This window comes from Pantoea sp. F_5 (assembly GCF_008631595.1).
In the GTDB taxonomy this organism is placed as follows: domain Bacteria; phylum Pseudomonadota; class Gammaproteobacteria; order Enterobacterales; family Enterobacteriaceae; genus Pantoea; species Pantoea gossypiicola.
Window position 1 is genome coordinate 170,126 of record NZ_VWUO01000002.1, and the last position, 17,253, is coordinate 187,378.

The window sequence follows — 17,253 nt, forward strand, 5'->3', positions numbered from 1 at the left end:
TACATTGATTAACACGATTTAATGAATTTCCTGTGACGATCGCAGGCTGACAGGGAGGGGGGCTGGATTTGCGTGCCACCTTAAATAAGAGGTGAGTCCGGTTGGTCAGATTAAATCGTGAACCTTTTTTCCAGCGGGGCCGCAATCCATTTAGTCGTAAAGTCCGGGCCGCAGACTTCCTGCAGCTTACTGCGTCGACGAATTAATACGAGCTGATGCGTGCCTGAACAGGCCTCTGTCCCTGCTATAAGCGGATTTGTGGTAAGGGATGGTACGTTTTTAAGCGGGGTGCGCAGCTTGCTATTGTAAGTTTTATGTAAGTTTTTCTGCATTTTTTCTTGAGATTTAAGATTGCGGCGGCATAATGTGCCCAAAGTAAGCAGCTATATACATTTTGTAACATCTTAACCACATGGATAGGTTATGCGGCCCGATAAAAATGGACTTTTCACAGCGCTGGCACTTCTGCCCTGCGCGCTGCTGATCAACGCCCTGGCAGTACACACGGTGCAGGCGGCACCCGGTGATGAGCAATTGCAGCATCAGCAGGCGCAACAGAAAGCGCGTCAGCAGCGGCTGATGCCGCAGGTGCCTGATGTGCGTCTCTCAGAAACGGTTCCGTCACCATCCCGTCTTAAGTTTCCGCAGGAAACCCCCTGCTTTGTTATTCAGAAGGTCAGCCTGTCCGGGCAGGAAGCGCTGCCGCACTGGGTGCCTCTGCAACGTCTTGCCAGTCAGGCGAATGGTCACTGTCTGGGCGTAAAAGGGATTAGCCAGTTAATGGGCACGCTGCAAAACCGGCTGATTAATCACGGCTGGGTGACAACGCGCGTACTGGCTCCGCAGCAGGATCTGCGTCAGGGCGTTCTGCACCTGCTAATCGTACCTGGCAAAATTCGCAATGTGGAATTGTCACCTTCCTCATCCCGCTACGTCAGCCTGTGGCTTGCATTACCCGCCCATGCCGGCAATCTGCTGGATTTGCGGGATATCGAACAGGGGCTGGAGAACCTGCAGCGTCTGCCGACGGTAGAGGCGCACATGGCGCTGCGCCCTGGTCTCAATCCAGGTGAAAGTGACATTGTGATTGAACGTACGCAACGTCGTTTCTGGCGACTCGGCGCATGGCTGGATGACTCCGGCACCGAAAGTACCGGGCGTTACCAGAGCGGGATCATGCTGGCGCTGGATAATCCCACCTCCCTCAGCGATCTCTTCTACCTGACCGCCAGCCGCGACCTGGGATTTGCGGGCAGAAAAAGCAGCAAAAGCCTGTCGGGACACTACTCAGTACCTGTGGGCTACTGGCTGTTTGGCCTTACCGCCAGCGACTACGACTATCATCAGACGGTTGCCGGTTACAGCCGCGATTTTCTCTACGCCGGTAAGAGCCGATCGCTGGATGTTCAGGCCAGTCGGGTGATCTACCGCAATGCGACCGCCAGAACCACCGTCAGCGCTGATGTGCTGGTCAAAGCGTCACGCAACTTCATCAATGACACCGAAATTACCAGCCAGCAGCGTCGTACCAGCGCATGGCGACTCGGCCTGTCGCACCGGCACTATATCGGCCCCGCCACGCTGGACGCCGGTGTCAGTTATCAGCGCGGCACGCGCTGGTTCGGCGCGCTGCCCGCCTGGGAGGAGTCGTATCAGGATTCCACCTATGCCACCGCGCTATCAAAAATTCTGACCTGGCAGGCGGGACTTACCACGCCGTTCACGCTGGGCAATCAGCATTTAAGTTACAACATCCAATATCGTCGCCAGATGAGCAACACCCCGCTGACTCCGCAGGATGAGTTCGCGATTGGCAATCGCTGGACCGTGCGCGGTTTTGATGGTGAACGCACCTTGAGTGCCAGCCGGGGCTGGACCGTTCAGAACACGCTGGCCTGGCAGACGCCGCTGCCTGCGCAGGAACTCTACCTGGGTGCCGACTATGGCGAGGTAGGGGGCAACAGTGCCTCACAGGGTGGGCCACTGGGTCGTCATCTGGCAGGCGGCGTCATCGGGCTGCGCGGCGGCCTCACGCCCGCCGGTGTCAGTTACGACTTGTTTGCCGGTATGCCTTTGTCAAAACCGGACGGCTTCAAAACCGATCCTGTGACGTTTGGTTTTAGCGTGAACTGGAACTACTAAATCCTTTATCAATATTGCTGACAATGGACTGTGCGCATTATGAATAAACTCTGCTATCGCCTTATCTTCAACCGGGTTCGCGGCATGTTAATGGTGGTGTCCGACATCACCCGCAGCGGCTATTCGCGCGTTGCCCGCAGCCCGAAACGCACCTCACTGTCAGAGACACGGGTAAGGATCTCACCGCTCAGCTTTGCACTCTGGCTGGCGGCTGGGGTAATCAGCCTGCCAGCCCAGGCTAACATCGTGGCCGACAGCAGCGCGCCGGGCAGCCAGCAGCCTACCGTTATGGCCACTGCCAACGGTCTGCCGCAAATTAACATTCAGACGCCCAACAGCCAGGGCGTTTCCCGCAATCAGTACAGCCAGCTCGACGTCGATGCACGTGGCGCAATCCTCAACAACAGTCATCAGAACACCGCGACTCAACTGGGCGGCATGGTCGCGGCAAATCCGTGGCTGTCAAAGCAGGAAGCGACGGTCATCCTCAATGAGGTGAACAGCCGTAACCCGAGCCAGCTGAACGGCTTTATCGAAGTCGCGGGTAAACGAGCAGCGGTAGTGATTGCTAACCCTTCAGGCATCACCTGTAACGGCTGCGGATTTATTAATGCCAGCCGCAATACGCTCACCACCGGGCAGGCGCTGATCGAAAATGGTCAGCTTAAAGGCTTCGATGTGAATGGCGGCCGCATCAATATCGAAGGTAAGGGCCTCAATGACAGCGATGCGGACTACACCCAGATCATTGCGCAGTCGGTAGCGGTGAACGCCAGAGTGCATGCCCGTGAAATTAATGTGGTCACGGGCAGGAACCAGGTCGCGACCGAAGGTAACGTCACGACGGTTAAAGCGGATGATGGGACGCCACGGCCTGAGTTTGCGCTCGATGTGGCGGCAATTGGCGGTATGTATGCCAATAAAATTACTCTGACCGGGACTGAAAAGGGCGTTGGTGTGCGGAATGCCGGTGAACTGGGGGCCAGCGCCGGTGAACTGCATCTGACGGTGGATGGCCGACTGGAGAACAGCGGCACACTGCAAAGTCAGGCCGCACTGCAGATAGCCAGCAATGGCGACCAGGATAACCGCGGGAATATCGTCTCACAGCAGGATGTCACGCTGACATCCGGCGGTACACTGCGCAACAGCGGTATGGTGAGCGCGGGCAGAAACGCCACACTTTCTGCCGGTACCCTGCAGAGTAGCGCTGAAAGCACGCTGGCGGCAGGCGTTGACGGCAACGGTACACTGAGTCAGCCCGGTAATCTGCTGCTGACCAGTCAGGGCGAGCTGAAAGCTCAGGGTAAAAATCTGGCGCATAACCAGATTCAGGCGCAGGGCAGCCGGGTCGATCTGGCCGGCAGTCAGACCTCAGCCGATGCGATTGCGCTGACTTCTACGCAGGCGGATGTCAGTACCCAGGGGGCAACGGTAGCGGGCCGCATGCTCGGGATCCAGGCCGCAACAGCGCTTAACAATGACGACGGCAAACTGGCCGCTGGCAGCCTGGCCATCGCAGCCCAAAACGTCAGTAACAATCGCGGTCTGCTGCGCCAGCAGAACCGTGAAGCGCTGACTCTCTCCACCGGTTCACTGCTCAACAATCAGGGTACGCTGAGCAATGAAGGCGATACCCGGCTACAGGCACAGCACATTGAAAATCACGGTGGACTCATCGCAGGCAACGGTGATTCGCTGCAGCTTGATACGCCATGGCTGGATAATCAGGGCGGCACGGTGCAGCTGGCGGGCAACGGCGCGCTGACCCTTAATACAACCCGGCTGGAAGGCAATCAGGGCAATCTGCTGTCAGCGGGTGCGCTAACGCTTAGCGGCGACAGGATCGATCTCTCAGAGGGGCATACCCAGGCAGAGGCGCTGACGCTGACGGCGGGCACGCTGGATCACCATCAGGGTCTGCTGTCGCAGCGTGGCACAGGCGAGATGGCGATCGCGGTTTCAGGTGACGCAGACAACCGCGGTGGACGGATTGAGAGCGGCGGTAATCTGCGCATCACATCAGCCAGCCTGGATAACAGTGGCGGGACGCTACTGGCGGCGGGCAGCGGTGATCTGCAACTGCAGGTTCAGGGGACCCTGACGAACGTAAAGGGCGCGCTGCAGGCCAGCCGCAATCTGCAACTTAATAGTGCTGGCCTGAGTAACCAGCAAGGCCGCATCACTGCCATCAGCGGCGATGCCACATTAACGACCCGTCAGGCTATCGATAATGAGCAGGGCCGCATCGAAACGGGCCAGCAACTTACCCTGCGCAGCCAGGGACTGGATAACCACAGCGGAACCGTGCTCGGTGAGGGGGTAAACCTCGACACCCAACAGGGCCAGATCGATAACACCGGCGGAAATCTGGTGGCCCGGCGCGATTTGAAGATCTCCGGCGGTAAAACGGACAATAGCACCGGCCTGGTGCAGTCCGGCGGCGATCTGGCGATCAATACTCACGACAAGGCACTGATCAACCGTGACAGCGGTAAAGCCGGAATAGTCAGCGGCGGCGCACTTGCCCTCACCAGCGGCGACCTTGATAACCAGAATGGCGTAATAGCAGCGGCTTCGGCAGCCACGATCAGTAGTGCAGGTGTGACCAACGGTGACGGCACGCTGCTGTCGGATGGCGCACTCACGCTGAACAGTGGCGCATTCGATAATCAGCGCGGCCTTATCCAGTCCGGTGCATCGCTGTCGCTGGACACCCACGGCGCGCAGCTGACCAACACTGCCAGCGGTGCACAAGGGGGGATTGTGGCGGGTGGCGATCTGCTCCTCTCCACGGGCCAGATCGATGGCCAGAACGGGGTGATGCTGGGCCAGAATGTCCGCATCGACACCCATCAGCAGACCTTCGATCATCAGCAGGGGCAACTGGGCGCTAAAGGCACGCTGCAACTGGACAGCGGGATGCTCAACAACCGTGCAGGCAGGATTGAGTCGGGTGGCGATCTCAATCTGGATACCCATGGCAACGATCTCATTAACCGTGACAGTGGAGCGGCAGGCGGCCTGTTCAGTGCGGGTATCCTGAAGCTCTACAGCGGCACGCTGGATAACCTGCGCGGCTTTATCACCGGCAGTAAAGGGGCACAGATTGCGGCAGGCGACATTCACAACCAGTCCGGCACGCTGACGGGCGGTAAAGGACGGCTTGATCTCACCAGTGGCGAGCTGCAGAACCAGGGCGGTCTGTTACAGGCCGGCAGCGACATGACGCTGGACACCCAGGGCCACACCCTGATCAATCGCGACAGTGGCAGTCAGCGCGGTATCGTTGCCCTGAACAGTCTGGATCTGCGCAGTGGTGCGATTGATAACCAGACGGGCTTTATTGCCGCCGGAAACCAGGCCACGATCAATGCCACTGAGCTGAACAACAGTCAGGGACAAATCGCAGGTAATGGCGGGCTGTTGTTCAGCGGTCAGGCACTGAACAACAGTGACGGTAAACTGCAGTCGGCGGGGGATATCACCCTTAACACATCCGGCCAGACGCTGGCTAACCAGCGCGGACTAATTGCCAGTGGCGGTAACCTTCACATCGACAGTGGCGCGCTGGATAACCAGCAGGGGCAGATACAGGGCGGCACCGATCTGACGCTCAATGCGGGACAAAATGCGCTGTTTAATCAGACAGGCAAACTCCTCTCGGCAGGCACGCTATCACTGACGGCAGGTCAGCTCACCAACAGTAACGGGCTGGTGCAAAGCGTCGGTGACGGCTTACTGTCGCTGAGCCAGCAGCTGGATAACCGCAGCGGGCTGATTCAGGGCGGCCAGCAGATGACGATTACCACGCCATCGCTGATCAACCGCGATACCCGACTGAGCGGCAAAGGGATCGAAGCGGGCAGCTTAACCCTCGAAGCCGATACCCTGGATAACAGCCAGGGTGCGTTACGTGCAAATCAGCGGCTGGCATTGATCGTGCAGCAGGCGCTGGACAACGTCAGCGGGCTGATCTCCTCCGCCGATACCCTGACCATCCAGCAGAGTGCGCCAGCCCGGTCTGCTGCCTCTAAAATCCAGCAGCGTCGGATGCTGGCCATCAATAATGCGCCGGGTCAGACGCTGACTATCAACAACCAGCAGGGCACCCTGATCGCCGATCACGACGCGCAGATCAACGCCGCTGCACTGAGCGGCGACGGGCAGGTGTTATCGCAGGGTGATCTTGGCATCACCCTGGCGGGTGATTTCCACAATACCTCGGCGGTCAAAGCCAACGGCACACTGCGCCTGACGACAGCGGGTGACGTCATCAACGACGGCACCCTCGCGGCCCAGCAGGCGCTGTTCCTGACCGCACAGAACATCAACAATCAGGCAGGTGGTGAGATCAGCGGCGGACAGACCGACATCACGGCAGCGGATACCCTGAATAATCGGGGTCTGATTGACGGTGATCTGACGCATCTGGTGGCGGGCATTCTGAATAACAGCGGCACCGGTCGCATCTTTGGCGATCACATTGCCATTGCGGCTTCGCTGCTCAATAACCTCAGCGAAGAGGGCAAAGCGGCGGTGATTGCTGCCCGACAGCGGCTGGATATCGGGGCGGGCACCCTGAATAACCGTGACCATGCGCTGATTTACAGTGATGGCGATCTGCATATTGGCGGCCAGCTGGATGCGAATTATCAGGCTACCGGACAGGGGCAGCAGCTCAACAATGACGGGGCAACCATTGAGGCCGGGCAGGATGCCACGATCAGCATGGCGGAAATCAACAATACCAACCGTCATCTGACTACACAGGTCGTTACGACGGAAGATAGCCAGCACCATGACGCGGTGCTCAAAGGCCATACTGACCGCTTCGACTGGGCCAAAGTGGATATCAGCAAAAAAAATAAATATGGCGTACACACGGCAAAAATGCCGGATGGCACCAGTGGCAGCGAGTTTTATGAGTATGACTACCGAAGGGTAGTGAAAGAAACCCAGATCCAAGAGAGCGATCCGGGCAAAATCCTGTCGGGCGGCAACATGACCTTTAGCGCCGGCCGTCTCAATAATCAGGACAGTCAGATTGTCGCGGGAGCCGTGCTGGGCGGTCAGATAGGTGAGCTGAATAATCAGGCGACAAAAGGAACGCGCGTCACCACGGACGACGGGAAATCGGTACGCTGGTACGCGAAGAAGAAGAAAAAGAAATTTGGTGGGACCGAAACCTCGCAGGGCAAGGATCGGAAAACCTATCGCCCGGCCCCCGTAACGGAAACCATCGATCTGCAGACGCTGAGCTGGCAGGCGAATGCCGCGCCGCAGGGCAATGGCTATCAGACCGGCAACCGGCAGCAGCAGAACGTTACTGCGCAGGCCGACAGTATTGGCTCGCCTTCTCTTCAGCAGGCGGTTACCGCCGTGGCGCTGAGTGCCACGGATAGCGGCAGTACCTTGCTGCCCGCCGGATTACGCTATGACAGCACACTGACGCTGGACAAACTCGGCAGCCTCAAAGACCGGCCGCTGCTGTTACCTGCCGGGCAGCAGTTCTCGCTGACGCTGCCCGCGACGGTGGTCGACGGACAGACGATTACGCCGGTGATCCGCGCTGTCTCACCGGACATCCGTCTGCCGGATAACAGCCTTTATCAGTTGCAGCCTGGCAGTGGCAGCCCCTATCTGGTCGAGACCGATCCGCGCTTTGTGAATCAGAAACAGTGGCTCAGCAGCGACTATATGCAGAATGCCCTGACCACCGACAGCAGCCGGATTCTGAAGCGGCTGGGTGATGGTTATTACGAGCAGCGGCTGGTACGCAATCAGATTATTCAGCTGACCGGCAACCGCTATATCAGCGGGTATGGCAGCGATGAAGATCAGTATCGCGGGCTGATGAATAATGGGGTAGCCTTTGGCAAAGCCTACAACCTGGAACCCGGCGTGGCGCTGACCCCGGCACAGATGGCACTGCTCACCAGCGACATCGTCTGGCTGGTGAACCAGACCGTAACGCTGGCGGATGGCACACAGCAGACCGTGCTGGTGCCGCAGGTTTATGCCAAGGTAAAACAGGGTGACTTAACCGGCGACGGCGCGTTGATCGGGGGCGGTAGCGTGGCGCTGAACGCCCGTAACGACATCACCAACAGCGGGACCATTCAGGGACGCGATGTGACGCAGCTGACGGCGCAGTCGCTGACCAACAGCGGTTACATCAGCGGCAACACCGTTAATCTTACCGCCCGTCAGGATATCACTAACCTCGGCGGCACCCTGCGTGGCGACAGTCAGCTTACGCTGCTGGCGGGGCGCGACATCACCAGCCAGTCCACGCTGCGCGGCGACGGCACCGACCGCTGGATCGATCGTCCGGCCGGTATCTACGTGCAGGGCAGTGACGGTGCGCTGACACTGAGTGCACTGAACAATATCACTCTGGCTGCCAGCGATATCGGCAACGCCGGAGAGAAGAGTACCACGACGATTCAGGCGGGCAATGACCTGACGCTCGGCACCCTCAGCACGCAGCACAGTGAAGACGACAGCTGGAACAGCAGCAACTACCGTCGCCTGTCACAGCAGAGCGACGCCGGGACACGCATCAGCGCCGGTGGCGCACTGCAGCTGAGTGCCGGACAGGATATCCGCGCGACCGCCGCTGACGTCACGGCCGGCAGTGCGCTGACCGCCAGTGCCGGACGCGACATCGTGCTCAGCGAGGGCAACAGCCGGACCGATCTCACCGAACACAGTAAGCAGTCCAGCAAAGGGCTGCTGTCGGGCAGCAGTCTGGAAACTCACGACGAGCTGCACAGCAGCGAGGCGCTCAGCACCACGCTGAGCGGTGACAGCGTCCGGCTTCAGGCGGGCCGCGACATTGCCGTGACCGGCAGCAACGTCGCCGGTACGCAGGATGTGGCGCTGACGGCGGGCCGCGATCTCAGCATCACGACCGCCACAGAAACGAATAATGAAGTGCATCAGCGCGAGGAGAAAAAATCGGGCCTGATGGGTACCGGCGGCATCGGTTTCACCGTGGGTCAGGCGATGCAGAAGAGCAGCACCGACGCCAGCGGTGCACTTAACCGGGGCAGTACGGTGGGCAGCAGCGATGGCAGCGTGATCCTCAGCGCCGGTAATCAGCTTACCGTGCACGGCAGCGACGTCATCGCCGGTAAAGATCTCTCCGTGAGCGGCAGCGACGTGACCGTCAGCGCCGCCGAAAACAGCCATACCGTGCTGACGAAGACCGAGCAGAAACAGAGCGGCCTGACGCTGGCGCTGTCCGGGACGGTGGGCGCGGCGCTGAACACGGCGGTTCAGACCGCCCGCACCGCCGATGAGAGCGATGATGGCCGGCTGAAGGCGCTGCAGGGGACCAGGGCGGCGCTGACTGCGGCGCAGGCCGCGCAGGCTTACCAGATGGACGGCGCGCAGACCGACGCGGCGAACGCCAGAAACACCGCTTCGGGCCTCAAACCGGGTGATAAAGGCTATGACGAAGGCTCCACCAGCTCGGTCGGGATCAGTCTTTCTTACGGCAGCCAGTCATCGAAAAGCGAGACCCGCTCCGAAAGCCGCGAGGCGCAGGGCAGCACGCTGGGTGCGGGCGGTAACCTGAACATCACCGCCACCGGCGCGCAGCCGGGCAGCGCGGGCGATATCCTCGTGCAGGGCAGTCAGCTGCAGGCGGGGGGCGACCTCGGGCTGACGGCGAAAAACGACATCAGCCTGCTCTCGGCGCAGAACAGCGAGCGCACCGACAGCACCAACAGCAGCAGGGGCGGCAGCGCCGGTATCGGGCTGACTGCCGGATCGGGCGGCTACGGCATCAGCGTGTCGGCCAGCGTCAACGCGGGCAAAGGCCGCGCAAACGGCAACGGGCTGACCCACACCGGGACCACGCTCACGGCGGGCAACGGGCTGAGCCTGAACGCCGGGCGCGACACCACGCTCACGGGCGCTCAGGTGCGCGGCGACAGCGTGAAGGTCGACACCGGCCGCAACCTGACGCTGACCTCAGAGCAGGACAGCGACCGCTACGACAGTAAGCAGCAGAACGCCAGCGCGGGCGGCAGCTTCACCTTCGGCTCGATGACCGGGTCGGCGAGCGTGAACCTCAGCCAGGACAAAATGCACAGCAACTGGCAGAGCGTGGCCGAGCAGACCGGCATCTTTGCCGGTAAGGGCGGCTTTGACGTGACCGCCGGTGAGCACACCCAGCTTAACGGTGCGGTCATCAGCTCCACCGCCAGCGCGGATAAAAACCGGCTCGACACCGGCACGCTGGGCTTCAGCAACATAGAGAACCACGCGGACTACAAAACCGAACACCAGAGCGTGGGGATGAGCACCGGCGGCAGCATCGGCAGCCAGTTTGAGGGCAACATGGCGAACGGCCTGCTGGCGGGGCTGAACGGCAGCGGCAGCGCCTCGTTGGTGACGGAGTCGGCGGTAAGCGACGGCACGATTGTTATCCGCGATAAGGCGAAGCAGACGCAGGACGTGTCGGCGCTGAGCCGCGACGCAGAGGGGGCGAATCCGGGGCTGGATAAAATCTTCGATAAGGATAAAGAGCAGCGGCGGATGGAGACGGCGCAGCTGCTGGCAGAAATCGGCAGCCAGGCGGGCGATATCGCGCGGACGCAGGGCGAGATAGCGGCGACGAAGGCGGCCACGGAGAAGATGAAGAACATCTCGCCGGACCAGAGGAAGGACGCCGAAGCGCAGTGGCGCAAAGCGAATCCGGGTCAGGAACCCACCACGGCCGACATCACCGGTCAGGTGTACCAGACGCTGTACAACCGGGCGATGCTGGACAGCGGAATAGGAACCGGCGGGGCAGTGCAGCAGGGTATCAGCGCGGCGACGGCGGCGATACAGGGGCTGGCGGGGGGCAACATCGCCCAGGCCGTGAGCGGCGCGGCCGCGCCGTACCTGGCGGAACAGATACATACGCTGACAACCACGAAAGGCCCGGACGGCAAGGACGTGGTGAACGTTGAGGCGAACCTGATAGCGCACGCGGTGGTGGGCGCGGTGACGGCATACGCATCGGGCAATGCGGCACTGGCCGGTGCCTCGGGCGCTGCGATGGGCGAATATATCGCGCAGCAGATGTATCCAGGTGTTAAGCGCGAGGACCTGAGTGAGGAGCAGCGCCAGACGATAAGCGCGCTGGGCACTCTGGCGGCGGGCCTGGCGGGCGGCATTGCCGGAGACAGCGCGGGCGGTGCGGTGGCGGGCGCGCAGGCGGGTAAAAATGCGCTGGAAAATAATAGTCTTCTCCTGCCTAGGCCTGTGCCGGTACCCGTTCCGGGATTGCCATTGAGTCCTGGTGATAAGGTAGTTCTGAATGCGAATAACAAAATTGCATCGGAACTGGATAAGACCCTGAAAGGGTCAGGAACTGAGGCGGATACGCCACCGATTACTGATGGTCGTGCAATCGTTGAAGCGCGTGATGAGGCTGCCAAATCGCGCGATCCAAATGTGGCGAAGGATCTGACGGATGCTGAGAAAGCGGAGCTGGGAGGAACCGGATCAGGAAGTGTAACACCACCACCTCCAGAAAATGATCCTAAGCAGCAAAATGAAAAACCTGTACAAAAGCTCAATCAGAAGCAAGAAAGTGCTATCCGGAAAATTGATAATACAATAAAAAATGCCCTGAAAGATCATGATATAACTGGGACACTTAAGGATATGGATGGTAATCCAGTCCCTAAAGAAAGCGGAGGGCATTGGGATCATATGCAGGAAATGCAGAATACGCTCAGAGGATTGAGGAATCATGCGGATACGTTAAAGAACGTAAATAATTCCGAAGCGCAAGCTGCTTATGGCAGAGCAACGGATGCCATTAATAAAATAGAATCAGCTTTAAAAGGACATGGGATATAATGACTTTTCGTGAATTAATAGGAAATATTAATATAGCTAAAGATTTAAGTCAGAAGTCTCCGCTTGAACTCTGGTTCGAAGGTGTAATTGATACACCTATTGAAGAGCTAACTGTGGAAGATCTATGTCGTGCAATTCGGCAGGAAATATGTATAGCTCAATTAATGCCGCGAGTTTTGGAGATTTTAAAAAATGATCCGCTAGCTGGAGAGTATTACGATGGTGAACTAATAGCTGCAATATCGACGATAAAAGAAAATGAGCTAAAAGATCAGGTGGATATTTTTACCCAAATACAGAAAATTGTAAACCAACTACCTCCCTCAGAAATTAATGACGACTTGAGGAGGGATATCCTAAATATCAATAAAATAATCACATAGCTCATCCCGGCTAGCCAGCCGGGATTTGTAGCATTAAGTCACTAATTCAGTGGGTTTCTCCAACTGAAACCGGAGCATAACAGGACAGCGATAATTTCCGGCTGTTTATTACTTTTAATACAGAGTAATACTCAAACCGGTAAACCTATGGTCACCGATAATTACTTCAACGTTATCCGCTGCTAAGTTCGCGTCCACATCTTGCTACTGTTACTTACCTGACTCAACGGACAGATTCATCAGACGCTGTAGAACCAGGCGATGCTGGACAGCGGAATGGGAACCGGCGGGGCGGTGCAGCAGGGTATCAGCGCGGCGACGGCGGCGATACAGGGGCTGGCGGGGGGCAGCGTGGCGCAGGCCGTGAGCGGCACGGCCGCGCCGTACCTGGCGGAGCAGATACATACGCTGACGACCACGAAAGGCCCGGACGGTAAGGATGTGGTGAACGTTCAGGCGAACCTGATAGCGCACGCGGTGGTGGGTGCGGTGACGTCATACGCATCGGGCAATGCTGCGCTGGCGGGTGCATCGGGCGCGGTGATGGGCGAATATATCGCGCAGCAGATGTATCCGGGGGTTAAGCGTGAGGAGCTGAGTGAGGAGCAGCGCCAGACCATCAGCGCGCTGGGGACGCTGGCGGCGGGCCTGGCGGGCGGCGTAGTGGGTGACAGCACGGCGGATACGGTGGCGGGGGCGCAGGCAGGACAGAACGCGCTCGAGTTCAACTCGCTGAGCGGTGACCAGGCGCGGGCAACGGCGAAACAGGCCGCTGAATCCCTGAAATATCAGGTCAGGGAAAAGCTGGGTGAGGGTACAACTTCTTCCATCGCCAACGGCATTATCAATGCTCTTGCCGATACCGGTGATGCGGCATTAGGTGGAGCGGATTACGCTGCTGACGCAGCAATGGCGCTGGCCTCATGTGCTACCGGGGACAGTTACTGCGGTACGGCGCTTAATGACCTGGCCGGTAAAAATCAGGCGGTGGCAGACAGCGTGAAGGCGCTGATGAGCAGTGATAACTGGTCTGCGGTAAAAGACATGGTTGTGCAGGCATCGGAAGGTAATCAGGCGGCGCTGGAAGCGACTGGCGGGATGCTGGCCGGGATTATATTGCCGGGTAAAAAAGTCCCACATGTGCCTAATGCTGGAGCCGTAGGAAATATCGGCGAGTTTTTTAAACAGTCTGGCTTTGGCAGCGAAATTAAAGAATTATCTAAGAAAACTAGTAAGCAATATCAGGGGCAAGCTGTCTATAAAGCAAATAAATCGGTCGGTGATTATATTAAAAAGGGTGATCAATTTTACCTAGATGCTAAACATAAAGATCATATTGAGGTTTTTGATAGTACAGGGACAAAAGTAAAAGCAGTCCTTAATCTTGATGGTTCGTTTAATGATGCAAAAAACTAAGGCAGCCAGAGCTGAAGGACGGAGGTTACCCAAATGATTAATATTAGTATGCTTGATAAATTCAAAGATGCTTATCTGGAGTTATTAAAACAGAGGTCATCAGAAGAGCTTGATGCAGACGATATTTACTTATCAGAAGATTATTCAATTGTTGAAAGCATTCAGAGAGATATAAATAATCTTAACTTGACAATTGAACTTTTTTTTAATGCGAAAGAAAATAATGACGAGTTAGCAATACAGGCAGCGTTGCTACGTATATCAACTTTCTTATCAGGAATATATGGCGTTTTTTATCAGGCAGGGGAGGATGTTGATAGATTTACCCTGCTTCCAAACACAGAAGATTTTCCTGAAAACTATAAGATCCCAGAGCATTACAACTATCCTTTCAAATAGTAAAAACCCCAGCCAACTGGTTGGGGTTTTTACTTTATAAGTCAGACGGTTATCCTTCAGTCGCCAGCCGGATGATCAACTGTCCCGGCCCGGTAACCACCTCGATCTTCTGCCCGGTCGTAAATCCCAGCGTTTCCAGCCAGCGACCTTTAATGGTCAGTTGTGGCAGCGGGTTCGGCTGGCCTTTATTAGGCCGGTATCCCACTTTGTAATAATGCACCTGCGATTCGCTGGCGGTAGTTGTGGGTATGCGCGTCTCTGGCTTATGATGCGTATCAGCCATGATCAACTCCTTATCAGTTGGTTGTGGTCAGCGGGCTGTCGGTGTTCCACCACCTTCAGCCCGCGCTAAAAAATCTCTCGTTATGTGCTTCCTGTTCCGTTTTTACCTGTTCAAATATACACCTTCCGCCGTGTAAACTCGCTGAAAGCGAAGTAGTAAACTGCGAGCCGTCTCTGATAAACGGATTCTTTTTTTCCGATCTGCATTTTGCTTATCCCTTCTTTATATCGCCTTACGGAATATTCTTTCCCGGCTGAATATCACACTATGATTCCGCATTAACCAGCCCTCCTTCTGTCTTACTGATTACGCCTTGCCTCCACAAAAGTCGGTAATAAAGGCTGCGACGTGATGCAGCTGTAACATGACTGCGGATGAGCACATCCGGCAGAAGGGATCATTGACAGCCTCCATAGCTACAGTAAATAAAAATCGTTCCGGCATCAGATTGCAGAACTCCGGCAACATTGGGAACTATGTGTACTGTACAACAGAGCACACTGGTGGGAGCATAAGCATTGGCAGTCGGTTTCAGTCAGCATTTTTGAATAAGTGCAGGTGTAACTCGCCAATTGCTATTTTCCATACAGGTCAATTTAAATAGATCTGTAACTCAGAGTCTGAATAAAGGGGAACCTTGCGGTCAGATTTAGAATCCGTGTTAATAGCCGGTATAAAACCTTGTGGTTTCTGGATGTATTAGCGATAATATTTTCGGTGATTTTCCTTTTTTGTGGCGATGCGATCTTGATACCTCTGATTATTTTTGGTCTAATGATGCCCTGAAAATGGATTAATAAATAAAGTACATTAGTTATTCAGGTGGTGAAATCCCTGACTTAACTCAAATTAAATGAACGAAATGCCATTGTGAACGAGTGGGATTTAAATCCCAGATTTCCACAGGTCAGCCTGTTTTAAAACATCCGGGTATAAACAGATGCACTCCGACCCTATCTGAGCATAAGGCGCGGAGCGCTACAGGAAATTCCTGGCCGGTACAGGCGGATTGATAAAACGATAACCAGTCCGTCGGGTATGGGTGATTCAGGGAACGAAGTCCTGCGATAAGCGCAGGGAAATAATGTTAAATTATGAAAAGGAATTAACCAGATGACCTCTAAATTAACGATGCTGGCATTACTGTGTGGCGGTATGTTCGTGGGCAGCAATGCGCTGGCTGATAATCACACTGTCTCGATCGGCTATGCTCAAAGCAAAGTTGATGACTTCAAAAATATTCGCGGTGTCAATGTTCAGTATCGCTATGAGTGGAACTCTCCTCTCAGCGTTATTGGTTCGTTCAGCTATCTGAAAGGCGATCAAAGTTTTTCTGAGCGTGAAGATTTTTATGGCGATGTCAGCGGGTATGACGGCAAAACTAAAGTGAAATATTATTCACTGATGGCTGGTCCGGCCTATCGCATCAATGACTATGTCAGCTTCTATGGATTGATCGGTGTTGCCCATACTAAAGTGGATGAGCACGTGACTTATCTCGGAGCTTATTCCGAAGAATATAGCGAAAATAAATCCTCTTTTGCCTGGGGCGCAGGTATTGTTGTGAATCCAGTCAGCAACCTCTCTGTGAGTGTTGGCTATGAAGGTACTCGCGTGAAATATAACGAAGATGTTGCTATCAATGGTTTCAACATCGGTATCGGCTACCGTTTCTGATTTGATGTTAAAACCCGCAACCCTGGCCGGCAGGCCAGGGTTGTTCTGCGTTGCTATCACAGCCCGAAAAATTATCTTCTGCGCGACATCGGCTCAGACATTATCCTGATTTGTAAAAATGACAGAATTGCTTGTTTAAAATTTCCTGCGACCACGGTTACTCCATTGATTCTGATAATTTTATGCACGCTAACAGAGTGCTGCTAATCCTGCTCTCTCCACCTCAGAACTCTCCTAAAAACTGGCCCTGATAGCAAAGTGACCAATTTCCTCCATTTATCTGATGTTGCATTTTCGGTCCATCTGTAAAACTTCATCTCAACAAACACGGCGCGTCGCGCACGCCGGTTATACCTCAGTTAACGAGGATGCTTTAACAGCAGGATTGCGCGGTAACACTTTCAGGAGGAACTTCCTGTGAATAAATCAATGTTAGCGGGTATCGGTATTGGTGTGGCAGCAGCACTGGGTGTTGCCGCCGTAGCAGGCATGAACGTGTTTGATCGCGGTCCTCAATACGCTCAGGTACTGGCTGCAACGCCAATCAAAGAGAGCATTAAACAGCCACGTCAGGAGTGCCGTAATGTCACACTGACGCACCGTCGGGCCGTACAGGATGAAAACCGTATTGCTGGCTCTGTATTAGGTGCAGTGGCAGGTGGAGTGCTGGGTCACCAGTTTGGTGGCGGTCGTGGTAAGGATGTTGCGACGGTAGCAGGTGCATTGGCGGGCGGGTATGCAGGTAATCAGGTCCAGGGCGGACTGCAGGATCGTGATACCTACACCACAACCGAACAGCGCTGCAAAACAGTGTACGATAAACAAGAGAAAAAACTGGGATATGACGTGACCTATAAAATAGGCGATCAGCAGGGTAAAATCCGTATGGAAAATGACCCCGGCACGCGTATTCCACTGGATCGCAATGGTCAGCTGATTCTTAACGGTGACCAGGCGTAATTGGGCAAAGCTTTGCCGCACTCGCGGCCACACAGCACGACGTAATGAAAAAGGCGCATCTTAAGGATGCGCCTTTTTTGTCATCTCATTCCCGCGCTTACCGACCCGCTCAGTAAGGCGCGGGCA

Annotated in this window: 7 protein-coding genes and 1 pseudogene; 7 read left to right on the top strand and 1 reads right to left on the bottom strand. The window is 55.9% G+C overall.

Features of this window, described 5'->3' with window-relative positions:
- The first annotated feature begins 423 nt into the window (after positions 1-423).
- The 5 genes and pseudogenes from F3I44_RS03315 (at position 424) to F3I44_RS03335 (ending at position 14,207) form a co-directional block, all read left to right on the top strand.
- A complete protein-coding gene (locus tag F3I44_RS03315) occupies positions 424-2,142 on the top strand; it encodes a ShlB/FhaC/HecB family hemolysin secretion/activation protein (protein ID WP_150019292.1) in 1,719 nt (572 codons plus the stop codon).
- A gap of 39 nt (positions 2,143-2,181) precedes the next feature.
- On the top strand, positions 2,182-12,009 hold the full coding sequence (locus F3I44_RS03320) for a hemagglutinin repeat-containing protein (protein WP_150019293.1): 9,828 nt from the start codon (positions 2,182-2,184) through the stop codon (positions 12,007-12,009).
- A complete protein-coding gene (locus F3I44_RS03325; RefSeq protein WP_304621871.1) occupies positions 12,009-12,392 on the top strand; it encodes a contact-dependent growth inhibition system immunity protein in 384 nt (127 codons plus the stop codon). Before F3I44_RS03320 ends, F3I44_RS03325 begins: the two co-directional genes overlap by 1 nt.
- A 279-nt stretch (positions 12,393-12,671) precedes the next feature.
- Positions 12,672-13,544, top strand: a pseudogene (locus F3I44_RS03330) (VENN motif pre-toxin domain-containing protein); the annotation flags it as partial.
- A gap of 297 nt (positions 13,545-13,841) precedes the next feature.
- Positions 13,842-14,207 carry a hypothetical protein gene (locus tag F3I44_RS03335; RefSeq protein ID WP_150009685.1) on the top strand — a complete coding sequence of 122 codons (366 nt, stop codon included), beginning with the start codon at positions 13,842-13,844 and terminating at the stop codon, positions 14,205-14,207.
- Positions 14,208-14,256: 49 nt separating this feature from the next.
- Here the strand turns inward: F3I44_RS03335 and F3I44_RS03340 are convergent, their stop codons facing one another.
- The gene (locus F3I44_RS03340) at positions 14,257-14,490 is read right to left on the bottom strand and encodes a SymE family type I addiction module toxin (protein ID WP_150009683.1); all 234 of its coding nucleotides are present in this window, start codon (positions 14,488-14,490) and stop codon (positions 14,257-14,259) included.
- Positions 14,491-15,603: 1,113 nt separating this feature from the next.
- On the opposite strand from F3I44_RS03340, the gene F3I44_RS03345 reads away from it, so the two are divergent.
- Positions 15,604-16,167, top strand: coding sequence for an Ail/Lom family outer membrane beta-barrel protein (locus F3I44_RS03345; RefSeq protein ID WP_150019294.1), 564 nt, complete (start codon positions 15,604-15,606; stop codon positions 16,165-16,167).
- A 417-nt stretch (positions 16,168-16,584) separates the two neighbouring features.
- A complete protein-coding gene (locus F3I44_RS03350; RefSeq protein WP_150009679.1) occupies positions 16,585-17,127 on the top strand; it encodes a glycine zipper 2TM domain-containing protein in 543 nt (180 codons plus the stop codon).
- Positions 17,128-17,253 lie beyond the last annotated feature (126 nt).

Bases quoted from the DNA above. Each gene is read 5' to 3' on its own strand.
- F3I44_RS03315 (WP_150019292.1), top strand. From the start codon at position 424: ATGCGGCCCGATAAAAATGGACTTTTCACAGCGCTGGCACTTCTGCCC.
- F3I44_RS03320 (WP_150019293.1), top strand. From the start codon at position 2,182: ATGAATAAACTCTGCTATCGCCTTATCTTCAACCGGGTTCGCGGCATG.
- F3I44_RS03325 (WP_304621871.1), top strand. From the start codon at position 12,009: ATGACTTTTCGTGAATTAATAGGAAATATTAATATAGCTAAAGATTTA.
- F3I44_RS03335 (WP_150009685.1), top strand. From the start codon at position 13,842: ATGATTAATATTAGTATGCTTGATAAATTCAAAGATGCTTATCTGGAG.
- F3I44_RS03340 (WP_150009683.1), bottom strand. From the start codon at position 14,490: ATGGCTGATACGCATCATAAGCCAGAGACGCGCATACCCACAACTACC.
- F3I44_RS03345 (WP_150019294.1), top strand. From the start codon at position 15,604: ATGACCTCTAAATTAACGATGCTGGCATTACTGTGTGGCGGTATGTTC.